The 14423-nt window shown below is 64.7% G+C and carries 10 protein-coding genes; 7 read left to right on the forward strand and 3 right to left on the reverse strand.

The features are described 5' to 3' along the window. Positions 1 to 74: 74 nt before the first annotated feature. From ACX1D0_RS09800 to maeA, 3 genes are all read right to left on the reverse strand, one after another. Positions 75 to 1502 (reverse strand): aldehyde dehydrogenase family protein, encoded by a 1428-nt coding sequence (locus ACX1D0_RS09800; protein WP_459017690.1) that lies wholly within the window; start codon positions 1500 to 1502, stop codon positions 75 to 77. 151 nt (positions 1503 to 1653) lie between these two features. Then, positions 1654 to 3738, reverse strand: coding sequence for a transketolase (gene tkt, locus ACX1D0_RS09805; RefSeq protein ID WP_459017691.1), 2085 nt, complete (start codon positions 3736 to 3738; stop codon positions 1654 to 1656). A gap of 62 nt (positions 3739 to 3800) precedes the next feature. After that, on the reverse strand, positions 3801 to 5528 hold the full coding sequence (gene maeA, locus ACX1D0_RS09810; RefSeq protein WP_459017692.1) for an NAD-dependent malic enzyme: 1728 nt from the start codon (positions 5526 to 5528) through the stop codon (positions 3801 to 3803). Between the two features lie 421 nt (positions 5529 to 5949). On the opposite strand from maeA, the gene ACX1D0_RS09815 reads away from it, so the two are divergent. From ACX1D0_RS09815 to ACX1D0_RS09845, 7 genes are all read left to right on the forward strand, one after another. Then, entirely contained in the window at positions 5950 to 6963 is a 1014-nt protein-coding gene (locus ACX1D0_RS09815; protein ID WP_459017693.1) for a Gfo/Idh/MocA family oxidoreductase, read from the forward strand. A 6-nt stretch (positions 6964 to 6969) separates the two neighbouring features. Continuing rightward, positions 6970 to 7974, forward strand: a complete 1005-nt coding sequence (gene iolG, locus ACX1D0_RS09820; protein ID WP_459017694.1) for an inositol 2-dehydrogenase — start codon at positions 6970 to 6972, stop codon at positions 7972 to 7974. After that, a complete protein-coding gene (locus ACX1D0_RS09825) occupies positions 7971 to 8819 on the forward strand; it encodes a sugar phosphate isomerase/epimerase family protein (RefSeq protein WP_459017695.1) in 849 nt (282 codons plus the stop codon). The genes iolG and ACX1D0_RS09825 overlap by 4 nt, the downstream gene beginning before the upstream one ends. 602 nt (positions 8820 to 9421) lie before the next feature. Beyond that, positions 9422 to 10933: a sugar ABC transporter ATP-binding protein gene (locus ACX1D0_RS09830; RefSeq protein WP_459017696.1), complete on the forward strand. Its 1512-nt coding sequence runs from the start codon at positions 9422 to 9424 to the stop codon at positions 10931 to 10933. A 4-nt stretch (positions 10934 to 10937) separates the two neighbouring features. Continuing rightward, entirely contained in the window at positions 10938 to 11954 is a 1017-nt protein-coding gene (locus ACX1D0_RS09835) for an ABC transporter permease (RefSeq protein WP_459017697.1), read from the forward strand. An 82-nt stretch (positions 11955 to 12036) separates the two neighbouring features. Further along, complete coding sequence (locus ACX1D0_RS09840) at positions 12037 to 13032, forward strand: substrate-binding domain-containing protein (RefSeq protein WP_459017698.1); 996 nt, start codon at positions 12037 to 12039, stop codon at positions 13030 to 13032. Between the two features lie 84 nt (positions 13033 to 13116). Further along, entirely contained in the window at positions 13117 to 14202 is a 1086-nt protein-coding gene (locus ACX1D0_RS09845) for a Gfo/Idh/MocA family protein (RefSeq protein WP_459017699.1), read from the forward strand. Positions 14203 to 14423: the final 221 nt, after the last annotated feature.

Raw genomic sequence — 14423 nt, forward strand, 5'->3', positions numbered from 1 at the left:
TGCAGCCCGGGGCCCATCAGAAGGAAGCGTCGGCGGACGTCACCGTCCTAACCGTGTGCATCAACGAGAGATGGCTAGATGGTGATGCCCGTCAACACGAGGAGGCGGTCGTCGGTGATGTCCGCCATGGCGGTGGCTACACCCTCGCGGCCTTGGCCGGAAGCCTTCCATCCGCCGTACGACATCTGGTCCGCCCTGAAGGTCGGCACGTCACCGATGATGACACCTCCCACCTCAAGCCGCTGCTGGGCGAGGAATGCCGTCTGGATATCGGTCGTGAAGACGCCCGCCTGTAGGCCGTACTTCGAGGAGTTCACGAGCTCGAAGGCCTCGTCGATGTCCTCGAAGGTCGCAAGGGTAAGAACGGGGCCGAAGACCTCATTGTTGGCGATGATCGAATCCGGGGGGACGTCAGTGAGGAGCGTCGGAGAGACCGTTGTTCCTTCCGCCGTCCCGCCAGTGAGCAGATTGGCTCCTCGATCCGTGGCATCGGTCACCCACGTCACGATTCGGCTCGCCGAGTCGAGATCAATGACCGGCCCCACCTGCACCTCGGCATCGGCCGGGTCACCCTGCCTGAGCCCCTCCATGACCTTGACCAGTTCCGTCGTGAACTCCTCCGCGATGCTCGAGTGGACGTAGACACGCTGTACGCCAACACACGACTGTCCCGCCTGGTAGCAACCGAAAAGCCCGATTCGGGCGGCTGCAGTTCTGATGTCCGGCCAATCAGCGGTCACGACGACTGCGGCATCACCGCCGAGTTCGGTGATCACATGCTTGTCCGGTGCTGCGGCGCGAATCATGGCACCCACCCGGTCAGATCCAGTGAATGAGATCACTGGCAGTCGCGGGTCCGTGAGCAAAGGCTCCTGCTGGCTGAGACTCATGGGCAAGACAGAGAACATCTGCTGCGGGAGTGCCGTTTCAGCGACGAGTTCGCCGAGCAGGAGTGAGGAGAGGGGCGCCTTCGGCGTGGGCTTCACAAGAACGGGGGCGCCGACTGCGAGCGCGGGCGCTACTTTGTGCGCCACAAGGTTCAGGGGAAAGTTGAAAGGCGTGATCGCCAGGATCGGACCGCGGGGGAACCGTCGAACGAGTGCCATTCTGCCGGCACCCCCTTCGTCGCTGTCCAATCGCATGAGTTCACCCGAGAACCTCCTGGCCTCCTCTGACGCCCATCTGAAGGTGGAGATCGCCCGGCGCACCTCGTTTCGGGCCCACATGTCCGCCTTGCCACTCTCCATCGTGATCAGGTGGGCTATCTCGTCGAATCGCTCGTTCATCCGGTGGTAGACGTGATCGAGCGCGGATGCTCGCACGTGGGCAGGAAGCGCTTGGGCCTCTGCACGGACGGCGGCGAGATCTGCGACGGCCTGTTCGACTTGCTGGTCGGTTGGCATCGAGACTTCAGCAACAAGCGTGCCGTCATAGGGGGACCGAACCTCAAAGGATTCAGCGCCCAACGTTGGCACACCTGACAGATAGAACGGACTGGGCATGGGGGCTCCTTGGTAGCGGTCTCTTGACTCGATTGGGTGTCGGTTTCCGGGGCGAAGGTGAAAGTGGTTCGGGTGGCCGCTAGGTGAGACATCGTACCCGTTGGGGCACCAGTCGACTGCGGCCTGAAGCCGCCGCCGTGGCGACGGCGGGTCAGCTGCCCACTGCCAGGCAGGTGGCTCGGGCGACTGCCGCGACATTGTCCGCAGTGAAGCCGTACTTGGTGAAGAGACGGGCGCCGGAAGCTGATTCCCCGAAGTGGTCGATGGCAATGATCGCTCCATTGTCGCCCACGTAGCCCCGCCACCCCATACTGATGCCGGCTTCCACAGCCACCTTGGCGACCCCGGGCGGCAGAACCTCGGCCCGGTACTCCCCCGGCTGCTCGTCGAACCATTCCTGACAGGGCATGGAGACCACGCGGGTGCCGATGCCTTCGGCCTGCAGCTGGTCGCGGGCGGTGAGGGCCACCTCGACTTCGGAGCCTGTGGCGATCAGGACGACGCGCAGCTGGCCGTCGGCGTCGACCAGGATGTAGCCGCCCTTGGCCGTGTCCGACGCCGGGGCGATGCCGGCTTGGTCGCGGTCGACCGTGAGCAGGTCCTGACGGGAGAGGATGATCGCCGAAGGCCGGTCGGTGTGGGACAGGGCAAGCGCCCAGGCCTGCACGGTCTCGTTGGCGTCAGCCGGCCGGATCACATCAAGGCCCGGGATGGCCCGCAGCGACGCGAGGTGCTCGACCGGTTGATGAGTGGCGCCGTCCTCGCCGACGCCCACCGAGTCATGCGACCACACGAAGATGCTGGGCACCTTCTGGATCGCGGCCAACCGGACTGCGCCGCGCATGTAGTCGGCGAAGACAAGGAAGGTGCCGCCGTAACAGCGGGTCAGCCCGGAGATGGTGATCGCGTTGATGATGTTGCCCATCGCGTGCTCGCGGATGCCGAAGTGCAGCGTCCGCCCGGTGAAGTCCCCGGCGAACTCAGGTGACGACTGATCCGGCGGCAGGAATGACTTGACGCCCTTCATGGTGGTGAAGTTGGGCCCAGCCAGGTCGGCGGAGCCGCCCCACAATTCCGGCATCACCTCCGCCAAAGCGTTCAGCACGTCCCCGGAGGCTGCGCGGGTGGACTTTGTGCCCGGCGGAAACACTGGTAGCGCCGCCGCGAGATCTTCGGGGAGGCGGCGGCTGACAAGGCGCTCGTAGAGGTCGGCGTGGTCGGGATTGCTGCTTTGCCACGCTTCAAACCGGGGAAGCCATTCCGCCTTAGCGGCCGCCGCCCGCGACGCCGCGTTGCTGCGGGTATGCTCCAGCACGTCGGCCTCGACGGCGAAGTGGGCGGCAGGGTCGAAGCCGAGAGTGGATTTGAGCCCAGCAATCTCCGATGCGCCCAGTTTCGCGCCGTGGACGCTGTGGTGGCCGGCCATGGTGGGCAGCGGCCAGCCAATCGTGGTCGTCAGCCTGATGAAGCTCGGCTTGTCCGTGACAGCTTTCGCAGCTTCGATGGCGTCGAAGAGGGCCCCCAGGTTCTCGGTGTAGCCGCTGCCGCCGTCGGTCCAATCGACATGTTGCACATGCCAGCCGTAGGCCGCGTACCGGGCCATCACGTCTTCGGTGAACGTGATCTGGGTCTCTCCCTCGATGGAGATCCGATTGTCGTCGTAGATCAACACCAGATTGCCCAGCTTCTGCGCACCGGCCAGCGATGACGCCTCTGACGCCACACCCTCCTGCATGCAGCCATCGCCGGCGATCGTGAAGACCGTCCGGTCAAACACGCTCGGCTTCCCCAGCGGGGTAGACGGGTCCAACAGTGCGCGCTCCCGACGGGCCGCCATCGCGAACCCGACCGCGTTGGAGATGCCCGCACCCAACGGACCGGTGGTGCATTCGACACCGTCGGTGTGGCCGAGCTCAGGGTGGCCAGGAGTCCGCGACCCCTCGGTGCGAAGCGCCTCGAGGTCGGCAAGCTCGAGTCCGTACCCAGCGAGGAACAGCTGGCAGTACTGGGTCAACGAAGAGTGCCCCGCAGACAGGACGAAGCGGTCGCGACCGAGCCAGGTCGGCTCAGCGGGGTCGCCTCTCATGACCTTCTGGTACAGCAGGTACGCCACCGGCGCCAAGGACACGGCGGTCCCGGGATGACCGTTGCCCACCTTCTCCACCGCGTCGGCGGCGAGGATCCGGGCAGTATCCACCGCCCTCTGGTCCAGCTCGGTCCAGGTGAAATCGGTCATCGTTGTCCTCTTCTTCCGTGAGTGTGCCCACGCCGGGGCGGGTGAGTTGCTGAGCGCAACCTTCAGTTGGTCTGGTCGGGCGGGAGGATCTTCAGCTCGGGATATACCGGCTTCCACATCCGTTGGTAGATGTCGCTGATCGGGTTGACCATGGGACGTCGAGCCAATCCCTGCCGTTCGGCTGTCTCAGCCACAGCCTTGGCGATGGTGGCCGCGACGAGGCGGAGGTCCCCCATCGAGGGCAGGAGCGAGGCGCCTGGCCTGAACTCGTTGACCAGGCCCGCCAGTGCGTCGGCGGCCGCGTAGATCATCTCCTCGGTGACCCGGCGGGCCTGGACCACCGACACGCCCAGGCCGAGGCCGGGAAAGATCAGGGCGTTGTTCGCTTGCGCGATGGTGTGATAGACGTCGCCGTGCTTGACGGTGCCATAAGGGCTTCCCGTGGCGATCAACGCCCTTCCGTCGGTCCATTCGAGGACGTCGGCCGGATGAGCCTCGGAGCGGCTCGTGGGGTTGGACAGGGGAAGAACGATCGGCCGTTGGCAGCTGTCGGCCATGGCCCGCACGACCTCCTCGGTGAACGCGCCATGCTGGGCGGAAGCACCGATCAGGATCGTCGGAGCAACCGCGCGAATCGTCTCAGCCAACGTGATGTGCGCTGGGTCGGCCACGTCCCACTGCGAGACCTCGGACCTCGTTCTGGCGTACGGTCGTTGGAAGTCACGGACGCCTGACGAGTCCTCCACGATGAGCCCACGGCTGTTGAACGCGTAGAAGTGGGAGTGACCGTCGTCGCGTAGACCCGCCTTCGCCATGGCCTCCCTGATGATGTCGGCGATGCCGACGCCTGCCGTGCCCGCGCCGTAGACCACCACGCGGTGCTGTGGCAACGGGGTTCCGGTGAGGCGCGCGGCTGCGAGCACAGCGGCCAAGACCACCGCGGCTGTGCCTTGGATGTCGTCGTTGAAGGTGCAGACGTCGTTGGCGTAGCGGTTGAGAATGCGGTGGGCGTTGGCTGCACCGAAGTCCTCCCAGTGGAGCAGCGCGTTGGGGAAGAGCCGCGTCACGGTCTGCACGAATTGATCGATGAATTCGTCGTAGCGCTCCCCACGCACACGCGCATGGCGCTCGCCGAGGTACATGTCGGAGTTGAGCAGCCCGAGGTTGTCGGTGCCAACGTCAAGGACGATCGGGATGGCACGGCGGGGGTGAATGCCGGCGGCGGCAGTGTAGACGCCCAGCTTGCCGATCGCGATCTGGATGCCGCCGATCCCCTGATCGCCGATGCCGAGAATCCCTTCGGCGTCAGTCACCACGACGAGGTCCACGTCGTCCGCGTCGAGTTCGTAGTCAAGCAGCGATCGTTCGATCAGTTCGGGATGGTCGATGGAGAGGAACAATCCTCGAGACCCCACGTACTCGTGGCTGAACCGTTCGATGGCCTCACCGATGGTAGGGGTGTAGATGATCGGCAGCATCTCTTCGAGATGCTCGCTGAGGAGGCGGTAGAAGAGGACCTCGTTGCGGTCGCGCAGTTGTGAGAGGTAGATGAACTTGGCCAGCGGGGAGGGCGAGCGGTCGTACTGGGCGTACGTCCGGCGCATCTGCTCCTCGATGGTGGTGACCCGGCTCGGCAAGAGTCCCGAGAGATCCAGCGCCTCGCGCTCCTCCAGCGAGAAGGCGGTACCGCGGTTTGCCATCGGGTGCACCAGGACGAGTCGGCCACGAGCGCTGATCTCAAGCACTGCGTCACGGGAACGCGTGTCCAGGTTGAAGGTGCGCTGTCGCATGCCTGCTCCGATCCAAGTTCGCACTTCCGCGGGCCGGCGAAGGGCCCCTCTCCAGACCCAGTATACTCATACAACGGACACCTTGACCATTGTATGACACCTAAGTATGGAGTGGCACTCGCGGCCGACACCGTATCTGACCGCTCCCGGCGCACGGGCGAGGCATCCCGCGCGCCGAGCCGCTGTACGGCGGTCGGCCGGCCAGGATTCACCGCATATTCTCTTCCAGTTGACAGTCTGACCGTTGCATGATAGGAAAGGGCACACAGAAGGACGAACTTCTGCGCATCCTCAGCCGGACCATTGGCCAGCGTCCAACTGCCATGTCCGAAGAGGCGATCAAGGCAAGGCTACGGCCGCTGCGATGCCGATGGCAGACAGGGACCCGACCGCCACAACCAACCACTGCAAGGGAGCAACCGTGGCAAGAGAAGGAATCACCGTCGGATTGATCGGAACGGGACGGATCGGAGCCGATCACGCTCGGACCATCAACACGCTGGACAACATCGCCGGACTCGTGGTGGCCGACTTCGACTCGAATCGGGCCGCGATGGTGGCGGCGGAACTGAATGCCCGTCAGGTAGATCCGGACAAGCTGATCAGCCAGGTGGACGCGTTGATCGTGGCAACCCCCACGAACGCGCACGCCGAGTACATCATGGCTGCAGCGAAGGCCGGCGTTCCGGTATTCACCGAGAAGCCGGTGGCACTGGATGTCCCGACAACGAAGCGCGTCGTCGACACGGTGGCCCAGACCGGCACCCTCGTCCAGGTCGGTTTCATGCGCCGCTTCGACAAGGGCTACATCAACGCCCGCAAGCTGCTCGGCGAGGGCTACATCGGCGAACTCCGTCGTGGGCACGCCGTCACTGGCGACTACCCGCCTCCGCCCGCGAGCTACATCCCCGGCTCCGGCGGCATCTTCAAGGACTGCACGATCCACGACGCGGACATCATCCGCTGGGTCACCGGCCGCGAGGTCGTCGAGGCATACGTCGTCGGTGCCAGCCGCGGCGCCGCCTACTTCGGGGAGCAGGGCGACATCGACGAAGGCGCTGGAGTTCTGACGCTCGACGACGGCTCGTTCATCACGCTCCAGGTCTCACGCAACAATGCAGCCGGCTATGACATCCGGCTCGAACTCGCTGGAAGCAAGGAGACGATCTCGGTCGGTTTCGCCGAGTTCATGGCCGTCACCTCTGCCGAGCCCGACTTCACGTTCGCCCAGGCTGGTGCTCGGTACCCGAACTTCTACCCACGCTTCGTGCCCGCTTACGCCTCGGAAATCTCCGAGTTCGTGTCCAGCGTGCTCGAGGGCGGCGAGAGCAAGTGCACCCTCCAGGACGCGCTGGAGGCGCTCTACATCTGTGAAGCACTGGATCTTTCATTGGCAGAGCACCGACCGGTGCGTCTCGACGAGATTAAGGAGTAACAAATCATGCAGCGTTTCGCAATGATCGGTGCCGGGCGCATCGCCCCCGCACATGCACGCTCATTCGCAAGCAACCCGGACGTCGAGCTCAAGTGGGTGGCGGACCCGGTCCCGGGAGCCGCTGAGCGCATCGCAGGCCCACTCGGGGCGCGCGCGACCCTCGATGCCCACGAGGCCATCAACGCCGACGACGTCGACGCGGTCCTGATCTGCTCGCCCACCCCCACCCACGTCGAGATGATCCTCGCCTCCGTTGCGGCGGGCAAGGCGGTGCTCTGCGAGAAGCCGATCGACCTGTCGCTCCAACGGGTCGACGAGTGTCTGGAGGCGCTCAAGGGCAAGGACGCCAAGGTGATGATCGGCTTCAACCGGCGATTCGACCCCTCCTTTGCCAACATCCACGCGCGAGTCCTAGAGGGTGAACTCGGCGACGTCGAGCAGATCGTCGTGATCTCCCGCGATCCGGCCCCGCCGCCCGCGGCCTACGTCGCGCAGTCGGGGGGCATCTTCCGGGACATGACGATCCACGACTTCGACATGGTGCGCTTCTTCCTGCCCGACATCGTCGAGGTGTCGGCGACGGGCCAGAACCTCATCGATCTCGGCATCAAGGAGGCCGGCGACTTCGACGGCGTCGTCGTGACCCTCAAGTCCGCAACCGGTGCCGTGGCGACGATCATCAACTCCCGCCACTGCGCCTTCGGCTACGACCAGCGGCTGGAGGTCTTCGGACCCAAGGGAATGATGCAGGCCGTCAATCAGCTGCCGAACTCCGTCCGCAGCTACGGCTCAGATCACGCAGAGAGCACCGTCGCCTACCACAACTTCTTCATGGGGCGGTATGCCGAGGCCTACGCCGGCGAGCTGGCGGCCTTCGTCGCCGCGATCGAGTCTGGCTCACCGCTGTCGCCGTCTCTAGCCGACGGCAGGGCAGCGCTGGTTCTGGCTGACGCCGCTGGGCAAGCGGCCCGCTCCGGCGTCGCGGTGCAGATCCCGGCGGTGCCGGCGTGACCGACGAGCTCTTCGCCACCTGCTGGACGACCGCAGGCGACGTCAGTCCGATGGAGGCCGACAAACAGTCACCCGTCGATTTCCGGGAACGGGTCGAGGTGACCTCGGCCGCGGGATTCATGGGCATGGGCTTCCTCCTCTGCGATCTCGAAGTGGCCGAGGCCAAGTACGGCATCGACGGGATGCGAAAGATCCTCGCTGACAACGGCATCCGACGCTGGGAGACCGAACTCCTGCAGAACTGGTGGGGGCCAGGACCCCAACGGGCCGAGTCCGACGCCAACCGCACTGCCATGCTGCGCTACCTGGAGGAACTCGGAGGCTACGACCTGAAGGTCGCTCCTGACGACTCCGGTGAGGACTGGAGCATGGACCAGTGGGCCGCCGAATTCGCGGTGTTGGCCACTGAAACGGCAAACGTCGGCGCACGTCTGGGCATCGAGTTCCTGCCGTGGATGAACATCGCCACCATCACGGATGGCTTGGCGCTGGTGGAGGCGGCCGGGCACCCTAACGGAGGACTGATCGTTGATGTCTGGCACACTGAGAGGGCGGCCACGCCCCACGAGGTGGTGGCAGCCTGTCCGGTCGAGCGGATCGTCGGCATCGAGCTGTCCGACGCCAGCGCCGTCATGGTGGGCGACTGGCTCCCCGATACGGTCAAGAACCGCCGCCTCCCCGGCGAGGGCGACTTCGACCTCAAGGGAGTGGTGGCCGCACTGCGGGCAACGGGCTGGAACGGCCCCTGGGGAGTGGAGATCCTCTCCTCGACCCACCGCAAGCTGCCAGTGGCAGAGGCCGCACGGCGGGCCTTTGAGTCGACCCAGACGCTCCTCTGTTCTTGACGGAGTGAGTACTCCACCAGGCGACATGAGACGAGACTGACGCGACCGACGGAGGCTGGACCTGCTCAGGCGAGCACTCGGAGGGCTGGCTGGTGGTTGAGAGGTCAACCTCTCGACCCCCAGCCAGCGGTCCTCGGATACCCCGGGCCTGATCTGTCGACGTTATCCGCTGGATGACACGCAATTGCTAGAACAAAGTCTCATATGACGGTCATTCCGTCCACAGCGATAGTGCCCGTGCGCGACTTAACGCGCACGGGCACGTTCTGCGCTCCGACAAGCCGCTTCCATCACCCTGCGTGTAGGCCGGAGCCGCATTCTGACTGCCTCAACAGACTAACCCTTAACCATCTACTCTCACGCAGTTGACACTGACACCGTTGCATAGTAAGAATTACCCATGCGCTCCAAAGCGCTTCTTGCACAAGGAAGTCAAGAGTCACAACCACGACACCCGAACCGGGACAGCCACATCGGCGTCCCTGCCAGCCACGGAGCCGGCCGGTTCGCATCGGGTTGGCCATACGAACAGTGAGGGAGGTCGGGGAATGACGGTACTTACACAGGACGTCACATCGCCGTTGTCGAATGAGCCAGGGGGTGTGCTCCTCGAGGCCGAAGGCCTGAGCAAGCTCTTCCCCGGCGTGCGCGCCCTCCACAACGTGGCGTTCACGCTGCGAGGTGGCGAAGTCCATGCGCTGGTCGGAGAGAACGGTGCCGGCAAGTCGACCCTGATGAAGGTGTTCGCGGGCCTGTACCAGCCCGACGGCGGTGAGATTCGGCTGCGCGGTGAGCGAATCACCCTGCCGACCCCGATCTCCGCCCACCACGCGGGAATCAGCGTCATCCACCAGGAGTTCTTCCTGATGAACCACCTCACGGTGGCCCAGAACATCTTCATCGGTCGCGAGCCCAAGCTCCCCGGCGGGTTTCTCAACGACGACCGCGCCTTGAACCGGCAGGCCGCCGAGCTGCTCGGCCGCCTGGGCGTCGACATCGACCCCAAGGTGCAGGTCTCCCACCTCACGGTCGCCCAACAGCAGATGGTTGAGATCGCCAAGGCGTTGTCCTTCAATGCCTCGGTTCTGATCATGGACGAGCCGACCGCTTCGCTGACCGACGCCGAGGTTACGACCCTCTTCCGGATCATCGCCAACTTCGTGACGCCCACCACTGCCGTGGTCTACATCTCCCACCGCATGGAGGAGATCAAGAAGATCTCCACCCAGGTCACGGTCTTGCGCGATGGCGAGCTCATCGACTCCCGGCCCGCCTCGCAACTGACGATCCAGCAGATCATCCAGCTGATGGTCGGCCGCGAGATCGCAGCCAACATCCGTCCGGAGATCCGCGAAGCTACAACGCCCGTCCTCCAGGTCGAGCACCTGTCGTCCGCGCGTCTGCTCAAGGACGTCAGCTTCACCCTGGAGAAGGGCGAGATCCTCGGCTTTGCCGGACTGATGGGCGCAGGACGTACCGAGACCGCGCGGGCATTGATCGGTGCCGATCCGAAGTCCGCCGGCCGGGTGCTGATCAACGGGCAACAGGTGAATATCACCCATCCCGGTGACGCAGTGCGCATGGGCATCGGTTATCTCTCCGAGGATCGCAAGCGCTACGGCCTGATCCTGGGCCAGGACGTCGCGGCAAACACGGTGCTGGCGTCGATCTCTCAGTTCACGAGGGCGGGATTCCTGCAAGACAACGACATGCGCCAGGCTGCGGAGAAGTGGGCCACCACCTTGTCCACCAAAACCCCCCACGTCCGGCAGCTGGTACGCAACCTGTCGGGCGGCAACCAGCAGAAGGTGGTGCTCGCCAAGTGGCTGCAGCGCGACTGCGACATTCTCATCTTCGATGAGCCGACCCGAGGCATCGACGTCGGCGCCAAGCAGGAGATTTACAGCCTGCTCGAACGCCTGACCAAGGACGAGGGCAAGTCCATCATCATGATCTCCTCCGAGATGGAGGAAGTCCTCCGAATGTCCGACCGAATCGCCGTGATGTGTGACGGCCGTATCACCGGGATCCTGACGAACGCCGAGGCCACCCAGGAAAAGATCATGCAATTAGCCACCGAATTCAATCCAAACGCAACCCAGAATGAGGCGTGAGAAAATGAGTGTCACCACCAGTACCGCCTCGAGCGCGGCCAACACCAGCGTGAAGTGGGCCGTCCCGGATCGGTACAAGATGTTCCTTCAGCAGGGCATGGTCCTGCTCGTCCTGATCCTGCTGGGCATGTTCTTCAGCCTGATGAACCCCAACTTCGCAAGCTGGTCGAACATCTCCTCCCTTCTCCTGGCATCCGTCGTCACTGGCATCCAGGCCCTCGGGCTCTCGTTCGTGATCGCCACCGGCGGCATCGACCTGACGCCCGGAATGGGAATGGCGGCTACAGCGGTGTTCACCGCCGTGCTGATCGCCGAATTCGGGTTCCAGCTCCCGATCTGGGTCGGCATCATCGGCGGCATCGCCGCAGGCGCCCTGCTCGGTCTGACCAACGGACTATTGATCGCCTACCTCCGAATGCAGCCAATGATCGCAACTCTGGCCATGATGATGGTCTGCGGGGGCTTGGCGCTGGTGATGGCTGAAGGCAAGACCGTGTCCCTGCGCTCGGTCCCCGGCTACGCCGACATCGCCATGGGACAGGCGATCCCTGGCATCCCCAACGGCGTCACCATCCTGATCGTCCTCGCGATCATCGCCGGCGTCATGATGAACAAGACCCCGATCGGTCGCTACGCACTGGCGATCGGGTCCAACGAAGAGGCAACTCGGATCTCCGGTGTCAACACCCGACGCTGGAAGGTCCTCGCCTACGTCATCGGCGGCGTCTTCACCGGCATCTCCGGCATCCTGATGTCCTCACGCCTCTCTGCCGCCCAGCCCACCCTCGGCCAGGGCTACGAGATGTACGCCATCGCGGCCGCCGTCATCGGTGGCACGTCGCTCCGAGGCGGTCGAGCGTCCATCTTCGGTGCCGTGATCGGCGCCGTCACCATTCAGACCATCTTCAACGGCCTGACCGTCATGGGCGTTCAGGACCAGTGGCAGAAGGTCATCCTCGGCGTCGTCGTCCTGGTCGCCGTGTTCGTCGACATCATGCGGCGCGGCGGAAAAGAAGAGTGATCGCTACACCCAAGACCGCAGCTGGGACCTCCAGCTTCGACCCACCAACCATCTTCCACCACCCACAGAAGGAGTACCTACGATGAGGAAGCTACTCGCAAGCTTCGCTATCGCGACTGTCGCAATCGCGACACTCGGCGCCTGCACCAACACAGCCACCACTACCGACAGCGCTACCAGCGGTGGCAGCGGCGCCGCCGAGGGCACCATTCGCGTCGCCCTGATCGCCAAGGGGACGTCGGACTACTGGACGCTCGCCAAGGACGGCGCCATGGCTGCCGGAGAGGACCTGGGTGCTGAGGTCAGCTTCAACGCCCCGGACACCGAGAACGAGGGCGACAAGCAGCTCAACCAACTGCAGGCGGCCATCAACGACCAGCCCGACGGAGTCGGCATCGCACCCCAGGACGGCGCCCAGGACGGCGCGCCGGCCATCGTCGAAGCAGCCGCCGAGGCCGGTATCCCCACGGTCGTCTTCGACACCCCCCTCAAGTCCACAGACGCGGCGATCGCAACCATCGCCTCTGACAACCCCGGTATCGGCGCACAGGCTGCCGAGGAGCTGTCGAAGCTGATCGGCGGCAAGGGCAAGGTGGCGATGATCACCAACGGTGAAAGCGGAACGGCCGCCGCGCGGCGCGACGGTTTCACCGAATGGTTGGAGGCCAATGCGCCTGACATCGAGGTCGTCGACATCCAGAACGGCGAGTCGGATCAGGCAAAGTCCTCCGACAAGGCGCAGGCCATCCTGCAGGCCAACCCCGACCTGGCCGGCTTCGCAGGGACCAGCGACTTCGGCACCATCGCCATCGCTGACCAGGTGGCGGCCATGGGCATGGACACCAAGGTCGTCGGCATCGACGCGCCCCCGGACGTGCTGACGCTCCTCAGCGAGGGCAAGGTCACTGGCGTCGTCGCTCAGAACCCGTACGACATGGGCTACCAGACCGTCAAGCTTCTGGTGGAAGCCGCCCAGGGCACCCAGCCGTCCGAGAAGAGCATCATCTCCGAGTCCGTCTGGGTCACCAAGGACAACATGAACGACGACGACATCAAGAAGATCATCGGCATCAGCTGACATCGATGGATCCTGGCCCATTCGCCGAAGTCATCGTGCTTCGGCGAATGGGCCCTGGTTCCTGTCCGGCAGCCCGTCGGCTCCGTGCAGACCACGACCCCGACCGCCGACCGGTCAGGTACCAACCACGTGAAAGGGCGAGTCTCCCCCATGGACTCTGATACCAAGCGCGAGCCCCTGCGGATCGGCATCCTGGGTGCCGCGCGAATCGCGGATCCCGCCGTCGTCCATCCCGCAGCCCTGGCCGGTGCGCGCGTGGTGGCCATCGCCGCCCGTGACCACGACCGGGCACAGGCGTATGCGTCGGCCCGTGGTATCCCCACCGCCTATGGCGACTACGAATCGCTACTGGCCGATCCCACCGTCGAGGTCGTCTACAACCCGACACCGAACAGTCTCCATGTCGAGTGGACGCTGGCCGCGATCCGCGCAGGCAAGCACGTCTTCACAGAGAAGCCGTTGGCCAGCAACGCCGAGGAGGCCAGGCTCGTGGCTCCCGCGGCGGCGGCGGCGGGCGTCGTCGTGTTCGAGGCTTTTCACTACCGCTACCACCCGGTCTACAACCGGTTTCTCGAGCTCCTCAAGAGCGGCGCCATCGGTGAGTTGAAGCAGCTTGACGTCAGCATGAAGTGGGAGTGCTCCGATCTGCACGACATTCGCTGGTCCTGGCCCCTGTCCGGCGGCTGCCTCATGGACGTCGGCTGCTACACCATCCACGTTGCCAGGGATGTGTCCGCGATCCTTGGCGACGAGCCTGATGTCCTGTCCTGTCGCACCGGCCCACGACCGGGCGCTGATCCCCGCATCGACGCGTGGGCGCACGTGAGTCTCCTCCTGCCGGGCGGTGCGACGGCCGCCCTGCACGCCGATCTGAACGCAGCCCGCAGCCACTCGATCCTCGCCACCGGCAGGAAGGGAACCCTGTTCGTGCCGAACTACATCAACCCTCACGATGACGATCGGATCATTCTGCGTACGCCCGCGGGCGAAGTCGTGGAGCACCATGGCCGGGAAACCACCTACAGACACCAGCTCGAGGCGTTAGTAGCCGCCATCCGGCAGGGGGCGCCGTTCCCCACGACCGCGACCGATGGCATCGCGAACATGGAGATGATTGACGAGTGCTATCGCCTCGCCGATCTGCCACTGCGAGAGTCCGCCCCGGCCTGACGACTGATCCACCTGCCGCTCCCCGAACCGCCACCAGCGCACCGTCGACACGCCACCGGTAGAGCAGAGGATCGACGGAGAGCCCGTAGTATTGGAGGGAGAGTTCACATGGCGGGCCAACTCACCCCCAGGTGACAGAATGAACGATAATTCCAGAGATCGTCGCGTCTGACGAAGACGTCCGGCACACATCTCAGCACAGAAACGGGAGCCTCAGCGTG

This window comes from Tessaracoccus pujii, assembly GCF_054483895.1.

Excerpts from the sequence above, each read along its gene's own strand:
- ACX1D0_RS09800 (WP_459017690.1), bottom strand. The coding sequence starts at position 1,502 with ATGCCCAGTCCGTTCTATCTGTCAGGTGTGCCAACGTTGGGCGCTGAA.
- tkt (WP_459017691.1), bottom strand. The coding sequence starts at position 3,738 with ATGACCGATTTCACCTGGACCGAGCTGGACCAGAGGGCGGTGGATACT.
- maeA (WP_459017692.1), bottom strand. The coding sequence starts at position 5,528 with ATGCGACAGCGCACCTTCAACCTGGACACGCGTTCCCGTGACGCAGTG.
- iolG (WP_459017694.1), top strand. The coding sequence starts at position 6,970 with ATGCAGCGTTTCGCAATGATCGGTGCCGGGCGCATCGCCCCCGCACAT.
- ACX1D0_RS09835 (WP_459017697.1), top strand. The coding sequence starts at position 10,938 with ATGAGTGTCACCACCAGTACCGCCTCGAGCGCGGCCAACACCAGCGTG.
- ACX1D0_RS09840 (WP_459017698.1), top strand. The coding sequence starts at position 12,037 with ATGAGGAAGCTACTCGCAAGCTTCGCTATCGCGACTGTCGCAATCGCG.